General features: G+C 39.9%; 16 protein-coding genes. 8 read left to right on the plus strand and 8 right to left on the minus strand.

From position 1 onward, the window contains the following. The first annotated feature begins 2 nt into the window (after positions 1-2). Entirely contained in the window at positions 3-380 is a 378-nt protein-coding gene (gene rsfS / locus CH377_RS06875; RefSeq protein ID WP_100723047.1) for a ribosome silencing factor, read from the plus strand. Here the strand turns inward: rsfS and CH377_RS06880 are convergent. Beyond that, positions 377-2464 (minus strand): thioredoxin domain-containing protein, encoded by a 2088-nt coding sequence (locus CH377_RS06880; protein ID WP_100723048.1) that lies wholly within the window; start codon positions 2462-2464, stop codon positions 377-379. The genes rsfS and CH377_RS06880 overlap by 4 nt on opposite strands. A gap of 94 nt (positions 2465-2558) precedes the next feature. Between CH377_RS06880 and CH377_RS06885 the strand changes: the two genes are divergently transcribed. Then, positions 2559-4202, plus strand: a complete 1644-nt coding sequence (locus tag CH377_RS06885) for a TolC family protein (protein WP_100723049.1) — start codon at positions 2559-2561, stop codon at positions 4200-4202. A gap of 17 nt (positions 4203-4219) precedes the next feature. Here CH377_RS06885 and CH377_RS06890 read toward each other — a convergent pair whose 3' ends face one another. Next, positions 4220-5158: a cytochrome-c peroxidase gene (locus CH377_RS06890; protein ID WP_100723050.1), complete on the minus strand. Its 939-nt coding sequence runs from the start codon at positions 5156-5158 to the stop codon at positions 4220-4222. A 154-nt stretch (positions 5159-5312) separates the two neighbouring features. On the opposite strand from CH377_RS06890, the gene CH377_RS06895 reads away from it, so the two are divergent. The 4 genes from CH377_RS06895 (at position 5313) to CH377_RS06910 (ending at position 9165) form a co-directional block, all read left to right on the plus strand. Continuing rightward, a complete protein-coding gene (locus CH377_RS06895) occupies positions 5313-6500 on the plus strand; it encodes an NAD(P)/FAD-dependent oxidoreductase (protein WP_100723051.1) in 1188 nt (395 codons plus the stop codon). Continuing rightward, positions 6497-7492 carry an RNA polymerase sigma factor SigJ gene (gene sigJ / locus CH377_RS06900; protein WP_100723052.1) on the plus strand — a complete coding sequence of 332 codons (996 nt, stop codon included), beginning with the start codon at positions 6497-6499 and terminating at the stop codon, positions 7490-7492. Before CH377_RS06895 ends, sigJ begins: the two co-directional genes overlap by 4 nt. A gap of 156 nt (positions 7493-7648) precedes the next feature. Continuing rightward, positions 7649-8485 (plus strand): alpha/beta fold hydrolase, encoded by an 837-nt coding sequence (locus CH377_RS06905; protein WP_100723053.1) that lies wholly within the window; start codon positions 7649-7651, stop codon positions 8483-8485. An 83-nt stretch (positions 8486-8568) separates the two neighbouring features. After that, positions 8569-9165, plus strand: coding sequence for a Crp/Fnr family transcriptional regulator (locus CH377_RS06910; protein WP_100723054.1), 597 nt, complete (start codon positions 8569-8571; stop codon positions 9163-9165). Between the two features lie 97 nt (positions 9166-9262). On the opposite strand, the gene CH377_RS06915 is transcribed toward CH377_RS06910, so the two are convergent. From CH377_RS06915 to CH377_RS06925, 3 genes are all read right to left on the minus strand, one after another. Continuing rightward, complete coding sequence (locus tag CH377_RS06915) at positions 9263-10426, minus strand: acyl-CoA dehydrogenase family protein (protein WP_100706713.1); 1164 nt, start codon at positions 10424-10426, stop codon at positions 9263-9265. A 195-nt stretch (positions 10427-10621) separates the two neighbouring features. After that, entirely contained in the window at positions 10622-12154 is a 1533-nt protein-coding gene (locus tag CH377_RS06920; protein WP_100723055.1) for an FAD-dependent monooxygenase, read from the minus strand. Then, positions 12151-12705 carry a TetR/AcrR family transcriptional regulator gene (locus CH377_RS06925; protein ID WP_100723056.1) on the minus strand — a complete coding sequence of 185 codons (555 nt, stop codon included), beginning with the start codon at positions 12703-12705 and terminating at the stop codon, positions 12151-12153. Before CH377_RS06925 ends, CH377_RS06920 begins: the two co-directional genes overlap by 4 nt. A 478-nt stretch (positions 12706-13183) precedes the next feature. Here CH377_RS06925 and CH377_RS06930 point away from each other — a divergent pair, with 478 nt between their 5' ends. After that, a complete protein-coding gene (locus CH377_RS06930) occupies positions 13184-13579 on the plus strand; it encodes a DUF1761 family protein (protein ID WP_100723057.1) in 396 nt (131 codons plus the stop codon). After that, the gene (locus tag CH377_RS06935) at positions 13576-13980 is read left to right on the plus strand and encodes a hypothetical protein (protein WP_100723058.1); all 405 of its coding nucleotides are present in this window, start codon (positions 13576-13578) and stop codon (positions 13978-13980) included. Before CH377_RS06930 ends, CH377_RS06935 begins: the two co-directional genes overlap by 4 nt. An 8-nt stretch (positions 13981-13988) precedes the next feature. On the opposite strand, the gene CH377_RS06940 is transcribed toward CH377_RS06935, so the two are convergent. From CH377_RS06940 to CH377_RS06950, 3 genes are all read right to left on the minus strand, one after another. Continuing rightward, on the minus strand, positions 13989-14930 hold the full coding sequence (locus CH377_RS06940; RefSeq protein ID WP_100723059.1) for an MBL fold metallo-hydrolase: 942 nt from the start codon (positions 14928-14930) through the stop codon (positions 13989-13991). Positions 14931-14994: 64 nt separating this feature from the next. Beyond that, positions 14995-16167: a CaiB/BaiF CoA transferase family protein gene (locus CH377_RS06945; RefSeq protein WP_100723061.1), complete on the minus strand. Its 1173-nt coding sequence runs from the start codon at positions 16165-16167 to the stop codon at positions 14995-14997. A 123-nt stretch (positions 16168-16290) separates the two neighbouring features. Next, positions 16291-17157, minus strand: a complete 867-nt coding sequence (locus CH377_RS06950) for a polysaccharide deacetylase family protein (RefSeq protein WP_100723063.1) — start codon at positions 17155-17157, stop codon at positions 16291-16293. Positions 17158-17307 lie beyond the last annotated feature (150 nt).

Genomic DNA, 17307 nt, shown 5'->3' on the forward strand with positions numbered 1-17307 from the left:
ATATGAGTCCTTCTCCCAAAAATAACCCTGAAAGCACAATGGAAATCCTGAAAACCATTCATAAGATCATGCAGGATAAAAAATGCGAAGAGATCGCAGTTTTAAATCTTGAATCAGTACATTCATACTTAAGTTACTTTCTGATCTGCACCGTGAATTCTGCGGTGCAAGCAAATGCAGTAGCAAGAGAGATCAAAAAAGCATTAAAAGGTTTTAAACTACCTCATAAAGAAACGGACAAAACGGGAACATCCTCTTCTTCCGGTTGGACCCTACTCGACTACGGCGAATTCATAGTCCATATCATGACTCCTGAAAAAAGAGAATATTATAATCTGGACAGACTTTGGAGAGATGCAGAGAGAATAGAACTCTCTTAATCTTCTACCAATTTTGCTCTTAGGCTAGCCCAGTCCGATACTGGAAGCTCGCAGTGAAATCCAACGCAGACGTAAGCTTTCACTCCGCCACCGGAATTCCTGTTTCTTAGAAGTAGGAATTTTTCTCCATTCTCTTCCGCTTCTTTATCGTTCGCCCAAACAAGCACCGTTTCGGGTAAAAATAAAGAGCCGACACCTTTCCATATAGGTAATAATTCTTCTTGGGAAGAATATACTACTGCGAGTTCCCTTCCCGGGGATTTTCTAAGCCATAATGCGGAAAGCATGTATGGATAATTCATTGGATATGTTTCCATCTCAGGTTTGAAATAAGAGAAAATTAAATCCGCATATTGCAGATATTTTTCTGAATCCACTACGCCTAATTTAGAAAGTAAAACAAATGCGGTCGCAAAGGAACTATTTGCAGAAGGTTCTACTCCGTCATATCCATCTACAGTTCTTCTGAGTAATGTTTCTCCATCGATCCCGGAATCAAAGAACACTCCGGATGGACTTCTGAAAAGTCGGATTGCTTCTTCAGTATATCGGATTGCATTTTCCAAATATCTGAATCCTTTTCCTGCTTGGAATAAGTACAAGGATGCCAGTACAAACTCAGCATAATCAGTACTATACGCGAGGAATCTTGCTTCTCCTTCTCTAAATCTTCTAAGTAGTCGGCCGTCTTCTCGGATCAAATTGTTTTCTAAGAACTTATAGGTCTCTTCCGCTTCTCTTAATAAATCCCCGTCTCCAAATGCCATTGCGGCTTTTGTGAGCGCCTTAATGTATAAACAATTCCAAGAGAATAAGATCTTATCGTCGCGAAGAGGCCTGATCCTACTCGAACGTTTTTCTAAAAGTTTTTTCCTGTTTCTGGAAACAATCTCTTCCAGCTCGGAATGTTCCAAACCATGCAGTCTGGAGAAATTCATTCTGAATGTTTCATGTAGGATATTTCTCTCTTCGAAATTCCCTTTTTCGGTAATATTCCAAAATTCATCTAAAAGAGATGAGTCTTGTCCGCAGACTTCTCTTATTTCTTCTTTTGTCCAAAGATAGAATAAGCCCTCTTCTCCCTCTGAATCAGCATCTTCTGCACTTGCGATCCCACCACCGGATAATCTCATATCCCTGTGAAGATACTCTATTACATCGTAAGCATAGTCTTTGTATTTTTCTTCTCCCACTGCTTGGTAACATTCTACCAATGCTTCCAAGAAGAGTGAATTATCGTACAACATCTTCTCGAAATGTGGAACCAACCAATGATGATCGGTGGAATACCTACAAAGCCCTCCGCCGATCTGATCATAGATCCCGCCCTTTTTCATGGCAGTCAGGGTCTCTTCTACCATTTCAAGAGCTTTGGGTTCTCCGGTAGACTTATGATAACGTAATAAAAAGCTAAGGCCCATGCTTGGCGGAAATTTATTTACGGAATTAGATTTAAAACCCGCGTACTCCGGATCATAGAGTCGATCATATAATAAAAACCCATTCTCGAATACTTCCGGTCCCGGGGATGAAAGTTCAGATGTATCCGTGAGAGCTTTGGTTTCCTCGGATTCTTTTAAATGTTTGGTCAGATCTTCTGAAGCCTCGAGTAATTCTTCTTTTTTGTCCTTCCATAATCCGGTTATAATTCCCAAAACTTCTGTGAAACTTTTTCTACCATACTTGGGAACGGGAGGAAAATAAGTCCCACCTGTAATCGGCTTACCTTCAGGGGTTAAAAACATATTCAAAGGCCAGCCTCCCTGCTGTCCCATGGCATGTAACGCATCCATATAGATCCGATCCACATCCGGCCTTTCTTCCCGGTCCACCTTAATGGAAACGTAATCCTTATTTAAAACATCTGCAGTGGTTTCATTCTCAAACGATTCTTTCTCCATTACATGGCACCAATGACAGGTGGCATAACCGATGGATAAGAAGATCAATTTATTCTCGGATTTTGCCTTTGCAAAGGCTTCTTCTGACCAAGGAAACCAGTCCACAGGATTGGTAGAATGCTGGAGTAGATAAGGACTTTTTTCAGACGCGAGTCGGTTCAATTTTTTATCTGGAGTTTTCATCGATTTTAAGCTGTCTAGACTTTTACTTTAGATTTTTCGATTTGGCAAATTCTTCCGAACCAAAAACCATGCTCCGTAGGAAGACCAACGACATATGCTTAGGCCTGCAAAGATTCCTTCGTTAAGGAAATTTTATCTGCGACTCTTGCTTGTCGGAGCTTTTGGTTTTCCAGCTTCACAGTTCGCCCAAGAGTTAGACCCTTCCCTTCAAAATAGGCCTAGAGTCCTGAAACTCACTTTGAAAGAAGCGGTCAATTATGTCCTCGCGAATAATATCACAGTTAGAAACGCTGGGATGGAATTCGTGAAAGCGGATACTGCCGAGTTAAAAAATCTATCTCAATATGCATGGACGCTGGTCGGCGGTTTTTCGAAAACAAAAACTAATCTTCCTCTGAATAATAATAACGTTCTCTCCGGAACAAAGATCTCAAACGATCGAATAAACGTAGGGATCCAAAAAAACTTCCAGACTCTGACCTATTTTAGCTTAGAACTTAGCCATACTAGATTCGATGCGGACGCATTCGAGACTCAGGCAGCTGCTGCCAGACTAGGTGCAGTAGGTTCTTATTTAGCTGCCCCTCCTCAATACACAGATGCTTTGACTGTAACTCTTGGTCAGGAACTTTTAAAATATTCTTTCGGCCAGACTGAAAAAGAGAAACAAAAGGTCTTACAACAAAACGCAGTCATTCGTAGAGACGAGTTAGTTAATATTCTCGCTCAGCTCGTAGTAAAAACCCTGGTGGATTATTGGAGCTTGAGTGTTTACGATTCTCAGGTAGAAACTTTCGATAGATTAGAAAAGAATACCAAAAACATCAGGGATCTCACTGTCAGAAAACGTAATCTTGGTCTTTCGGAAGGATTCGAGGTTAACCAATGGAACAGTGCTCTCACTCAAACTGAAAATAGTTTAGAAAGAGCAAGACTTGCTAGATCAGAAGCAGAAAGAAATTTGATCCGAGTTTTAAATGTGGATCCAAGTTCTAAAATTTCAGGGATCACTGATCTTCAAGAAAAAGTTCCGAACGATATCAATCCTACTAAAGATTATCAATATGCATTGGATCATAGGATCGATCTGAAAAATTTGATCCGCCAAAGACAGATAGCAGAATTAGAACTAAAGATCAAGAATGCAGAAGATATGCCTTCTTTAAAAATTACGGGAAGTTATTCGACAAGAGGCCAAACTTTCTTAAATCCTCAGACGAACTATGTGAATCCTGATACTGGGATGATGTCTTTTAAGTATCCTGAAAAAACTTTAAACTTCGCACTATCTTATCCTTTATTCGATACCGGGATCCAGACAGATATCAGAGATGCAAAACTCAAATTGGATATCCTGTCAAAACAAGAAACAGAACTTAGGACTCTGATCAAAGAAGAGTTGGACAATAGATATTATGCGATCGTTGCAGGACAGGAACTTTTAGAAACCGCTAACACTCGTAAAGAAGAAGCGGAGAAGTTTTATAAGGGTGTCCAAGCACGCTTCAACCAGGGAAGATTCACAGCTGTATTAGTAAAATCTGCTTTGGACGGTTTAATCCAAGCCGAGCTGCAAGTGGCTCAAGCAAGGATTAACTTTAACGTGGATATCATCCGTTACGAACTGGCAAGAAACTCCGTTTTTGAGAAATTCGGAGTGAATGTGGATGAGATCGTAGACACGATCATCAAAAACGAAGTGGAGCGGGCGCGACAAGCCACTCCATCTAACAATTAATTTTATATTTAGTAAGATTAAGCTTTTGGAATAGAAGGGATCTCCAATTGGATCGGTTCCCCTTCTAATGCTTTTAAGAATTCAATCAAGTCCTTCTTATCCTGATCTGAAAGTTCCGCAGGTCTTAACATAGGATCATGCACGGCTTTAGAATGACCACCTTCTGCAAAATGGTTCACGGTATCTTCTATCGATCCAAAAATCCCGTTATGCATAAAAGTTTTCTTTTTAGTAACGTCCCTTAATGTAGGAGTTCTAACCTTATCCTTGATCCCTGCAAGTCCAGTTGTATGTAATTCCGAGTCAGAGAAGTTCGGACCCTGGTGACACTGGATACATTTTGCTTTGTTCTGAAAAACGTCCCAACCACGGATCTGAGCAGGAGTGAGTGCAGTCTCTTCCCCCATCACAAATTTATCGAAACTCGAATTTTTACTTACGATAGTTCTTTGGAAGGTAGAAAGTGCTAAAACAATTCTTTCTCCTGAAATTCCGGGATCTCCATAAGCTTTCTCAAAAAGTTCCTTATAACCTTGGATAGAAGAGATCCTTTGCACAAGTTTCGCTTCATTTTGGAACATCAGTTTAGAATGTATTTTATCTTTTACAAGATCTTCCAACTCTTTTGCTTCAGGATCTTTGAACACATCCTTATACAATGCTACATTGGTAAGAGAAGGAGCGGGATTATGGATCTTAGTACGAGGAAAACCTTTGGATGGAGAAGCAGTATTATGGCAGCTTGCACAGCTTACGTCTAGGTTGAAAGAAAGCCTAGAATCGAAATATAGAGTCTTACCCAACTCCACCTTTTCTTGGTTGAACGGGTTATTACTGGGATGAATTACACTTTTAACAACGAACCCTTCCAGTTCTGGGATTGGTTTTTTTTCCTTACATACAATCAATCCTAAGATCGAAATCAAAAATAGGATCAGGAAAAAAATACGCTTCATAGTTCCTTATCCAGGATGCTTAAAAGAATGCCTCTGTCAATCTCCTAATCAGAACCGTTCCAAAAGTCACCTGAGACCATATCTCAAAGAAAATCCAAAACGTTGTCACAAGTGTTACTCTAAACGCGTCTTGCTTTTAGAACCGGAGGCAACTATGTCAAAGAAGAAGGTATTGATCGTAGGTGGAGGTTATGCAGGGATCGTAGCGGCAAACAGATTGTCCCGCAAAAATCCAGAGGTAGAGATTACTCTGATCACTGCAGAACCTATCTTTAGAGAAAAGATCAGAAACCACCAAGTTATTGCAGGAACCAAAGGAAAAGATTTCCAGATCCGAAATTTATTGAACTCGAAGGTAAATTTGATCATCCAAAGAGTAGAGAAAATATTTCCGAAGGAGAACAAGGTTCTCTTAAATGATGGGACCTATTTCGAATACGATTATTTGGGTTATACTGCGGGAATGAGAGCAGGAGATCCGGGCACCAAGGGGGTTAATTATTTTTCAGTCGCAAGTTTCCAGGATTCGGAACGATTGAGAAAAGAATTAAACAACCGTCCTGATGCAAATATTACAGTATTAGGTGGAGGACTTTCCGGGATAGAAGTAGCTACAGAACTCGCAGAAAATTATCCAAGTGCAAAAATAACACTTTTGGATTCGGATAAGATCGGAAAAAATTTCTCTCCAAGCGCTGTTCTTTATATGAAAGAAGTCCTGAAAAATCTGCATGTAAACCTGATCGAAGGAGAAAGGGGAGAATATCTATTAGAAGATAAGATTAAAACTTCTAATGGAACGCAGATACTTCATAATTATTGTGTGATCTCGGCAGGGCTCGTTGCCTCCGACTTAGGAAAAAACTCGGAATTGGAATCCAATAAGATCGGTCAAGTGTATCTGAATGAATATATGCAGGTTCCTGAATATTCGAATATTATAGGAGCAGGAGATGCAGTAAAAATCCCTGGAGAAGAATATTCCTATTTAAGAATGGCATGCGCAACAGCTCTTCCGATGGGGATCTATCTAGGAGAAAGGATCTCCAACCTATTAGGAAAAAAATCAGATATAGGACGAAAACCGTTCCAATTAGCATATGTAGGACGTTGTGTAAGTTTAGGAAGAAAAGAAGGATTATTCCAATTCTTAAACTACGATGATAGCCCTAAGGAAAAATTTTGGACGGGGAGACTGGGAGCGTTTATAAAAGAGCTTATCTGTAAATTTACTGTCTTCTCCTTTAAAGCCGAAAAATATTTCGATTTTTATACGATCCCTCAGCCTAAAGAAAAAACTTTAGTTAAAGAAAACGAAAGATTAGTAACGGTAGAAAAATGAACACCCAAGAAAGACTAGATCAATTTATAGAAAACAAAGGTTTGGTCTTTGGGATCGCCTATAAGATGACAGGGAGCGTGGTAGAAGCCGAAGATATTGTGCAGGAAACTTTTCTGAGATGGGAAAAATCCAAAGAAGAAAAGATCAGATCTCCAAAGGCATTTTTATCCACTGTTGCTGCCAGACTCTCTCTGGACTCTTTAAGAAAAGCAAAAAGAAAAAGGGAAACCTATATAGGTCCTTGGTTACCGGAGCCGTTGGCTCCGGCACCTATGGAAGAAGAGCCAGATTCTGAAACTTTGGATCTGGCATTCCTACATCTATTAGAAAAATTAAACCCGATCGAAAGAGCAGTATTCTTACTCAGAGAAAGTTTCGAGATGGGATACGATTCTATTTCAAAAGTAGTAGGGAAAAACCAAGAGAATTGTAGGCAAATCCTCAAAAGAGCCAAAGAGTCGCTAAAATCGGATCGTAAAAAGTATGATGCACCTTCCGAAAAAAGAAAAAAGATCTTCCGAGATTTTTTACTAGCTTCTTCCAAAGGAAAACCGGAACTACTTGTTCCTTTCTTAAAAGAAGAGATAGTCCTTTGGTCTGATGGAGGAGGAAAAGTAAATGCAGCCAGGATACCTATCGTTGGTAAAGATAGAGCCTCTCATTTCTTTATTCGAACCGGAAGTAATAGACTCAAATATACGTTGGATTTCTATTTCGGAATGGTAAATGGCGCGGAAACATTGATCGGTTATTATAATGATCAGCCTGCATATCTGCAAAGTTTCCTAATAGATGAGGATGGAATTTCTAAAATTTATTCAGTTCTAAATCCGGATAAATTGAAATCCATGGAGAACAAACATAAGCTAATAGAAGAAGGGCTTATTTTTCCTATGGAGAATTTCTTATTATTCCCTCACACTTATCATAAGAAAGTTGCGAAATGGTTAAACCCAGTAGCCAAGTTGGTCAAATGGGCAATCGTAAGGTGAAAAGTAATTAACATAGGATAATCCGTTTATCTGCAGATCCTTTTCTCCTTTCTTGACTTCGCCTCGTCTTTAAGAGAAGATCCGAATATGAAACGAATACTAACAACAAGCCTATTATTCGGTTTGTTATTCATTCAATGCAGTGGAGGAGAGAAGATGGAAACAGTTTTAGAAAACAAGACTACGTTGCCAAAATCACCAAGTGGATATTATACTTCTAAGTTAGGAAAGATCGCCTATTGGGTAGAAGGAAAAGGAAAACCGATTTTTTTACTTCATTCTGCCGGTCATGATCATAATGATTTCGAATCCATTCTGCCAAGTTTATCAGAAAAATATAAAGTGATTTCTCTGGACTGGCCGGGCCATGGATTATCCGAAAATCCTCAACCTGCCACTTCCGCTTCTGCAGTGGAATATGCGGAAATATTGCCTGACTTGGTTGCAAGTTTAGCCCCGGAAGGTGGGATCTTTATAGGGAACTCACTTGGAGGATTCACCTCCATGAATCTTGCCGTCCAAAGACCTGAACTTGTAAAAGGACTAGTGATCGTAGATTCCGGCGGACTAAACGATCCGGATTGGATCACTAAAAGTTTTGCAGGACTAAAATCCAAGGTTTGGTTTACTGGACTCGTTTGGAACTTCTTCCCGAATCATTACATAAAGATTAGAAACAAATACACAGAATCCATTCTAACTAGGATTAAAGAAAGAGAGGATGTGGAAGGTTCAAAGGAAGTGAATGCTTCTATATGGAAAAGTTTTTTGGATGAAAGACATGACCTAAGAGAAAAAGTCTCCCAGATCAAAGCGCCAATGTTGATCGTCTGGGGAGAATATGATCCGGTGATAGATCCAAAACTTGCGCTAAGGCTTCATGAAAAAGTAAAAGGTTCAAAGTTGACCTATCTAAAAACAGGGCATGTTCCTTTTGCGGAAAATCCAAAAGAATTCCTGAAAGTCACACTTCCCTTCTTGGATTCCATCTGAGGTATTTTTGAATTTCTCCCATAATTAGATTTGTAAAATTTTCGTTTACGGACTTTCTTTAGAAATCCGTAAACGGGAATTATATGGATCAGAAAGATCATCCTTGGGAAAAAATATACCAAACCGTGAACCGGATCTCTCCAATGCCGAAAGAAGTCTGGAAAAAATCGGAACAACTATATACGATCCGCAAATTAGAATACGGGGATTTTCTGATCAAACAGGGAACCCAACCGACCGAGTTTGCATTCGTATTCTCAGGAGTTTTGAGAGAATATTATCTAACAGACCAAGGAAATGAGTACATTAAAAGTTTCAATTTCCCGGGAGACTTTACAGGATCTTATTTCGATCTACTCACTGAACAACCTTCTACCTGCAATATCAGAGCGATTACAGATTGTGAACTTGCAGTCGCAAAGTTTTCTGAATTCAGGAAATTGTTTTCTCAAGATATTGTATGGGAAAGATTAGGCAGGATTTTTGCCGAAAACTTATTTTTAAAAAAAGCCAGAAGAGAATATGAACTCTTAGCTTTAAGCGCAGAAGAAAGATACGATCTACTTTTAAAATCCAGACCGGAAATAGAAGAGCTTGTTCCTCAATACCATATCGCTTCCTATTTAGGGATCACTCCAGTTTCCTTAAGCAGGATCAGAGCGAAGAAAAAAAAAGATTAGAAAATCAGTGCTGTAGGAATTCCTACACGTAAGTAGAAACAAAAAAGGCGCCGGGTAAACCGACGCCTTCTTCAAGCTTTGCAATATTAGAAAATTCTTATTTTGCGGAAGCTGCTTCACGGATCACATAAGCTGCGATCTCGTTTTTCTGAATTTGAGTGGTTCCTTCGAAGATACAAAGGATTTTTGCGTCTCTCATCAACTTCTCAACAGGATACTCTTTAGTGTAACCGTATCCACCGAAGATTTGAACCGCGTCAGTAGCAGCTTTCATTGCAGTTTCAGAGCAATAAGCTTTTGCGATCGCGGAATATTTCGGAAGACGAGGATCCTCAGCATCAGACATACGAGCAGAAAGATAACAAATCTGACGTGCAGTTTCTACACCGATAGACATATCCGCAAGCATGTGCTGAACAGCCTGGAAGCTGGAAATTTTAGAACCGAACTGCTCTCTTTGACGAGCATATTTAGATGCGTGATCTAAAGCAGCTTGAGCAACACCTACTCCCATAGCAGCAACATATGGACGAGATGCGTTCAAAGTTTGAAGAGCGTAGATGAATCCAAGGTTTTCTTTTCCGATCATGTTAGCTTCTTCCACTGCACAATCTTCGAAGATGATCTGGCGGGTGTCAGATGCACGAATACCAAGTTTATCTTCTTTTTTACCTACGATCAAACCTGGAGTGTCGCGTTTAACGTAGAAACAAGAAACTCCACGAGTTCCACGGCCTTTATCAGTATAAGCAAAAACAGTATAAGCTCCTGCGCTACCGCCACCGGTAATCCATTGTTTGGTTCCGTTGATGACCCATTTGTCGCCTTTTTTAACTGCAGTAGTGCTCATACCTGGAACGTCAGAACCTGCACCAGGCTCGGAAAGACAGAAAGAAACTCCGTATTCTCCGTCAACGACTGGTTGGAGCCATTTTTTCTTTTGTTCGTGGCTTGCACCTTTCATGATTGGAAGGATACCAAGACCGGTATATCCAAAACAAAGGCTGATACCGAGACATCCTCTAGAAAGTTCTTCGGTTACCAAACACTGCTCTACTGAACCAAGACCCCATCCACCGTATTCTTCGGGGATAGTGAGTCCATTGACCCCTAACTCGGTTCTCATTCTATTAATAAGTTCTTCTGGATGCTTATTTGCTTCGTCCCAATGGATAGCAACTTCATGGGTGATCTCTTTCTTAACGAAAGAACGAATCGTGTCCCTAATCTCGATCTGCTGCTCAGTCAGTTCCTGATACATTTTTTCCCTTCTTGCGAGAGTTTCTAGTCCTAATTTTTCGCCAGGGTCGATTCAATCAAGAAAAACATGGCTGATTAAACGTTCATTTTAGCCCTAATGGGACAGAATTCCTGGAAATCTCGTTATTTTCCTAGATTTTGGCGATCCGAAAGCATATAAAAAACAGAACGTTCGTTCTGTTAATGTTTCTCTCATCTAATTTCGAGAAATAAATTGAGTAAACCAAAGAGACGCAGCCTGTCTTATAGATGGTTCATCAGGTTCGTTATCGGAAGCCCAAGAGATAATTCCATCTGGACGTATTAGCACCGCGCTTAAGCCTAACTGTTCTTTCGCTGGCCCAGAAACGTATCTCACTTGATCTCCGTATTCATTCGCCAAGGTTTTAAGAGAAGTTTTGGCATCGAAATCCAGAAGTATTCCTTGGCCATCTTGCATAAGTTCGCCTATCCTTCTACCATCCTTAAACTCGAAATTCGGAACACTATAACCCACTAAAGGATGAGCATCACCTAAATCATAATGTGTGAAAATTCCCCATACTCTTGCGGCCATATACGTTGAAGCATCACGAGTTTCCATAAGATCTCGAATGATCGAATTCAATGCGCGAGCCTGTGGATCTGGCTTCATGATCATAACCTGAGCGCGAGACCAATCTAAGACCTGCGCACCGATTGGATACCTTTCCTTATAATAACTATCGAGCAAACCTTCAGGTGCTTTTTTATGAATTGTTGCAGCAAGTTTCCATCCAAGATTCATAACATCTCCCAATCCAAGGTTTAAACCTTGGCCTCCCAAAGGAGAATGAATATGTGCTGCATCTCCGGCTAAAAGGATCCTTCCATTTCGATAGTTTGTTGCTTGTCTTGCTCTATCAGTCCAAGTAGTTGCAAAATGAAGAGCACTGATAGTCACATCCGTATTAGAGATACGTCGTAGAACTTCCTGCACATGTTCCAAGGTAATTTGTTTTTCCGAACTATGAAATGCTCCGCCATCAAAATCCTGGATCACTATAAAACCCGGTTGGGATTGTAAATACATTCCTCTTTCAGTTAGATTCCGTCCCGGATTTAACTTTTCCGGATCTGCGATATCGACCTTGGTGGAATAACCGGTAAATTCCGGTTCGGTACCTGCAAATTCGAAACCTCCCAATTTGCGAACCACACTTCGGGCACCATCACAACCGACAAGCCATTGGCTTTGAAAAGTTTGATCACCCGATCGAACAGTTACTCGATCATCCGATTGACGAAAAGAATCCAATGGAAGTCCTCTCTTGATCTCTACGCCCAACGCTACTGCTCGACGAGTCAAAATGGTTTCAATTTCTTCCATTTCAGAGATCAAATTTGTTTCTGTAGAACTCTCTAACCGATACTTCCACTGCGATGTGTCAATATTACCTTCAAGAAATGGAATACCTGCGAAATGCCCTACCTGACGGCGAGGGCCTTGTTGAACAGAATTGGCATGAGGATTTTTAAACCGTTTATGTATTTCAAATTCTTCTAATAATCCTCGGCGATAAAGAGCTTCAATACTAGGCGCTGAGAGTCCGCGCACCCCAAAAGGAAGTTGTTTGAAAGGCGATTGAGGATTTTCGGATTTTTCCAATATAAGAACTCTACATTTTGCTAATGCAAGTTCGCAGGCTAAAAAGAGCCCAACTGGGCCTGCTCCGGAAATAATAACATCATGCGGTTGGTCTTGTTTCATTTATTCCATCCATTTTTTAAAACTTTAAACGTAAGATTTAATACATCCTTTGGGGACGGTGAGTTACACGCAAAACTCACACCTTCTAAAATCAACTTTGCAATACATTCAGCTTCCAGCTTATTCACACCGGAATCGTTTTGGATCTCTTTAGCCAAAGAATTTTCATAACGCGCCCATAAACCGCGCAGATAAGAAGTAAGTTCAGGTGAAGATCTGATAAGTTTTCCAAATCCGGAAAAAGTTTTCTTATCGGGAGGGTTAAATAATTTACTCGAGAAAAAGTATTGATGGAGAGAATCCAAAATGGACTGGCCCTTCTTTCGTTGCCTAATCGCATTCAAGATATCTGCATCTATCTCATCCTCAAGATCGAAAATGAGGGATTCTTTGGTCGGAAAATAATTGAAAAGTGTAGTAACGGCAACTTCCGCTTTTTCGGCTATTTCAACGATAGTGACAGCATCATAGCCTTTTTCTATAAATAGATCACGAGCAATATCTGAGATAAGTTTTCGAGTTTTAGCCTTTTTTATTTCACGCAATCCCATCCGAATTTGCTCCCCCCAATCTGTATCAGTATTAAGCCTGTGTGACCTAGAAAACAATATCAAGTATAAAATTGTAGTTACTTCATTTTTCTACGTACTCCAATAATATTTAAATTGTAAAAATGCGTCCCTTTAGGGGTATAACGGGCGACTCCTCGCAAATGCTCGGACCGAGCTGCTACGGGCTACGCTAACGCTTCGGTCTCTTACGAGACTAAACCCTGCGCATCTCTGTCGCGGTGTGGTAATTTAAATTGATAGAGAGAACTGATTGTAAAAGGGTGCCCCACCCTACTTAGGGTGGGGGCCGGTGCGGTGGTACCCGCCTTAGCACATTTCCCTTTGTTTGGCGAGAAAAATTTACCACTACTTCCGACGTTGGAATTCCTACAGTGGAATTTGGATTCAGAAATTTGTTTGCTTTCGAAAGCAAGGAAGACTAAATATTTTTCTGAAATAGTATATCAGGAGAGATTTTATGGAACAAAGTGTCGTAGCGCCTATTATTGCTGGAATAGCTGGATTTATCTGTGCCTTTATTTTTAGTGGCCCTCTTTATTTCGGTCTTTCAAAACTTCTGAGTCTACCTACACAAGAAGAGAAAAAAAACCTCGGGATCCGAATATTTTTGAACTTCTGCGTTTTCCTAGCTACTGCATTTTCTATCTCATTGATCCTACAATATATGAGCTTACAAAATAAAGCTCATGGCCAATCTATCGCTTTCATTCTATGGTTCGGATTTATATTTACTTCCAGCTCGATCGATGTGATCTGGAAAGGTAAACATCTGAAATTATGGATTTTTGAATCGATAGCCTCTCTAATTACAATCCAGGTTTTAATGTTCGTTCTATTACTATTTTATAAATGAAACAAGCTCGATTCATTCTTACACTTGATTCTTCCGGAGCGTTTGTCGTAGGAGTACTTATCTTTCTTTTCTCCTCTTTTATTTCGACCCTAAATGGATGGGACAAAAGTTTCACTCATATGGAAGGTTTTGCAAATCTGATATATGGTTCTTATTCAGGAACTCTTCTACTATTTTTTAGAAAGGGAAATCTTCATCGTGTATTTGTTTTCATATTAATTACGGCAAATTCACTTTGGGGTTTACAATGTTTTGCTCAAGCTTGGAGATTAAAAGATGAAGCCACTCATGTTGGGAACTCTGTACTATTACTCGAAGGAATTTATTTGGTGGCATTAGCTTACTTTGAGGCAAAGTTCGTTTTGCCTCAATCTATCTCTATCCCTCATAGAGTGTCGTAGGTAAAAATCTATTTAGCAGGAGTAGGAATACTTTGGTGTCCAGGATGGATCTGGATTTTCGGGAACTTAGCCGCTACCGCCTGCAATAAATTTAGACTCACTTTGTTCCTTTCTAAATCCTTAGTAAAACCTCCTGGAGTCACGTTGTTAAGCCAACCCCAGCTAGTATGACAAGTATCGCCAGTAATTAGCTGAACCCCGCTAGTAGATTTTATCAAAAATGCAATACTACCCTCAGTATGTCCCGGAACAGAAATAATATAAAGAGATTGATCACCGAAGAAATCCAAAAATTTAATTGGAGCCCCTTCTTTCCCGAAGAAGTTCAACTCGGAAAGTGCAGTATCACGCCCGAGTAAGCTATCCGTACTTCCTTGCACAAAAAGGTGTAGAAAACGAGAATCTCCCGGTTCGTTTTGCCCAGTATATACAGAAGTTCCCGCCGGAAAATCTCGAGTACCCAAAATATGATCTAAATGCAAATGAGTAAGGAAGATACCTTCTACTTTTTTCGGTTCTTTTTGCTGCCACTCCTTAATCGTATTATGAATCTTCAGCTCACCTAGATTCATTTGAGAAGCAACTATGCCTGAAACAGGCCATTCCTTTTTATCTTTGCGAAACACATCGCCAAGTCCGGTATCTATTACATATCTGCCGAACTTCGGATGATCCATTACATAAAAATAAATTTGGATCGGTTCCTTGCCGGATTGCAAACCGGCAGCAACCGCTTTTGGATCCTCTAAATTGATCAAACCCGCGCGTTCTGCCACCCAATCCGCAGAGAGGATCTTTTTAAGATTGATAGGCCCTTTGTCAGAAGAATTTATATCTTGGATATTTACTAGAGTTCCTTTATTCACTAGAACGGAGCGATTAGAAGTAACTGAGCAAGCAGTTAGAAGCCAGATAGATATAAATGAAAAAATGATTCGTTGGATTTTCATGAGAACAGACCTTACACATTTAAAATAGTTAGAAAATAATTTTAAATTCCAAATTGTATTTCAATTAAATTACTTTATCTTTTTTCAATTCTTCTATCTCAGAGTCTGTATAACCCAGAGATTTTAGGATTTCTTGGTTATGCTCCCCGTGATCAGGAGGATCTGTCCTATAGGTCACCTTACTTTCCGAAAAAGGAAACGGGGAACCGAATTGTATATAATCGCCGTATTGTTTATGAGTGCGATCCAGGATCATCCCCTTCTCTTTTAACACCGGATCTTTAGAAACCTCATCTAGGGTTTTGATAGGAGTGAGACAGGAATCAGGGTTTTGGAATATAGGCTCAAGGTCAGCAAATGTTTTAGAGGAGAAGTATTCAGTTAGGATCTTTTTCCATTCTGCAAAATGTGTCTCTGCAATAGGTACTTTTTCTAAATGTGAGTCGAGGCCGGATTGTCTTAAGAATGTTTTGAAAAACATTTCTTCCAGAGCGCCTAACGCGACCCAACGACCTTCTTTGGTTTTGTATGTGGAATAATTCGGAAGTTTTCCGGATAATAATTCATTTCCACCTTCAGGATTTTTACCTGTAGCAGAATATATCCCACCGTATAAAGAGATGAATTGAAGAGAAGCTTCCATCATAGAAATTGCAATCTTTTGTCCACGACCTGTTTTTTCTCTATAATACAATGCAGCTAAAATAGATGAGAGCGCAGTTAATGTCCCTCCTCCTATATCCGCCAATTGGAATCCTGGAGCCTGAGGATTTTTTCCCGTTTGATCCAATACTCCTGAGAGTGAAAGATAATTTAAATCATGTCCTGCAAAGTCTTTATAAGCACCAGAGTCCCCATAACCGTAGATACCACAATATATCAATCTTGGGAATTTTTCTTTTAGGTCATCGTAACCGAGTCCCATTTTTGAAAGTCCGTCCGGGCGGAATCCTTCCAAAAGTATATCAGCATCTTCTAATAGTTTGAATAGAATTTCCTTCGATTTTTCCCTTTTAAGATTAAGCGTGATCGCTTTTTTATTTCTATTCAACATCAGGTATAAAGAAGGAGCGCCATTTTCTTTTTTGAACATCACCCTAGTTGCATCCATTGCTCTCGGATTTTCTATCTTGATGATCTCGGCTCCCATATCTCCTAAATACATGGAGCATAAAGGACCAGGCAGTAATAAGCTTAAATCTACTACCTTAACTCCAGAAAGTGGACCTTTGTTCATTTTTATAATTTCCTAAATATAGTCGCTACGCTCTTGAAGCCCACGCTGCAGACTAAAAACTTTGGACCTGTTTAGATCCGGAATGCGGGAAGAAAAGTGTTTTTTGTTTTTAAAAAACGGCGTTCAATCTGAGGCTTCTTCACTTAGCTCCTCGCTGGTTTTTCCCCACCGCCATCTAGTATAATCTTCAGCGGTAGCAAAAGTATACCCTTCTTCTTTTAATTTTTCTATAATGTATGGTAGAACTTCTTTGGTGGTAGGATGTGTATCATGGAATAAGATCACAACTCCCTGTCCTTCCGTTTTATATACCAATGAGTTATAGATACGATCCATTTTCCTTCTGAATTTTTCGCTATCTGGATTGATCCTCGGCCCCTTTTCATACCATTCTCCCTTCACCCATTCTTTGGAATCCGTGGAATCGAATTCTTTGGTCCACATGAATACAAGACCTTTTCCTTGTAACACTGAACTTACTCTTTTTCGAACTATTTCGTTTTTAGTTCTGACATAAGGAGACCCGAAAGGAGGTCGGATCCATATTAGTTTTCCGGAATATTCTCCCAGCTCATTTTGGTATAATTTTTGGTTTTCATACAATTGGCTTTCTATCTTTTTCGGAGACATATATGCGAAGTTCTGGTGACCGAGCGTATGATTTCCGATCGTGTGACCTTCTTCTTTCATTCGGATCAAAACCGTTTTGTATTTTCGGAAACTATTTCCTCTAGTGCTGGCCTTAGGCAACCATGCGCCACATACAAAAAATGTAGCTTTCACATTTTCTTTTTTGAGCACATCCAATACATCGCCGGTCCAGTCAGAAGGTCCGTCATCGAATGTCAAGAATGCGGTTTTAGGGGGAAGTGGGTCTCCTTCATAATATCCAATGGGGCCGTCTTTATGATCTGTTTGGATATTTGTAGAAGTTTCGAAGCTGGAACAATAGATTAGAAATAATAAAATTAGTAGAAAGGTGGTCTTCATAAAACTCATACCATCCTATAAAGTTAAAAAACTTTAAGCTTGGACCGGTTTGAATTTTAGCTTATAGTCCGGCTCCTCGGGCTTCATGAGCGAAGGGACTATCCTCCTGTAATTAGACTCCAGGAGTAACAACCTCGGTCACAAATGAGT

Origin of the sequence: Leptospira haakeii, assembly GCF_002812045.1 — a bacterium.
GTDB classification, from domain to species: Bacteria; Spirochaetota; Leptospiria; order Leptospirales; family Leptospiraceae; genus Leptospira_B; species Leptospira_B haakeii.

Coding starts and splice junctions, on each gene's coding strand:
- CH377_RS06935 (WP_100723058.1), top strand. CDS start 13,576: ATGAAACAAGCTCGATTCATTCTTACACTTGATTCTTCCGGAGCGTTT.
- CH377_RS06925 (WP_100723056.1), bottom strand. CDS start 12,705: ATGGGATTGCGTGAAATAAAAAAGGCTAAAACTCGAAAACTTATCTCA.
- CH377_RS06940 (WP_100723059.1), bottom strand. CDS start 14,930: ATGAAAATCCAACGAATCATTTTTTCATTTATATCTATCTGGCTTCTA.
- CH377_RS06920 (WP_100723055.1), bottom strand. CDS start 12,154: ATGAAACAAGACCAACCGCATGATGTTATTATTTCCGGAGCAGGCCCA.
- CH377_RS06905 (WP_100723053.1), top strand. CDS start 7,649: ATGGAAACAGTTTTAGAAAACAAGACTACGTTGCCAAAATCACCAAGT.
- CH377_RS06880 (WP_100723048.1), bottom strand. CDS start 2,464: ATGAAAACTCCAGATAAAAAATTGAACCGACTCGCGTCTGAAAAAAGT.
- CH377_RS06950 (WP_100723063.1), bottom strand. CDS start 17,157: ATGAAGACCACCTTTCTACTAATTTTATTATTTCTAATCTATTGTTCC.
- CH377_RS06890 (WP_100723050.1), bottom strand. CDS start 5,158: ATGAAGCGTATTTTTTTCCTGATCCTATTTTTGATTTCGATCTTAGGA.
- CH377_RS06895 (WP_100723051.1), top strand. CDS start 5,313: ATGTCAAAGAAGAAGGTATTGATCGTAGGTGGAGGTTATGCAGGGATC.
- CH377_RS06910 (WP_100723054.1), top strand. CDS start 8,569: ATGGATCAGAAAGATCATCCTTGGGAAAAAATATACCAAACCGTGAAC.
- CH377_RS06915 (WP_100706713.1), bottom strand. CDS start 10,426: ATGTATCAGGAACTGACTGAGCAGCAGATCGAGATTAGGGACACGATT.
- CH377_RS06945 (WP_100723061.1), bottom strand. CDS start 16,167: ATGAACAAAGGTCCACTTTCTGGAGTTAAGGTAGTAGATTTAAGCTTA.
- rsfS (WP_100723047.1), top strand. CDS start 3: ATGAGTCCTTCTCCCAAAAATAACCCTGAAAGCACAATGGAAATCCTG.
- CH377_RS06885 (WP_100723049.1), top strand. CDS start 2,559: ATGCTTAGGCCTGCAAAGATTCCTTCGTTAAGGAAATTTTATCTGCGA.
- CH377_RS06930 (WP_100723057.1), top strand. CDS start 13,184: ATGGAACAAAGTGTCGTAGCGCCTATTATTGCTGGAATAGCTGGATTT.
- sigJ (WP_100723052.1), top strand. CDS start 6,497: ATGAACACCCAAGAAAGACTAGATCAATTTATAGAAAACAAAGGTTTG.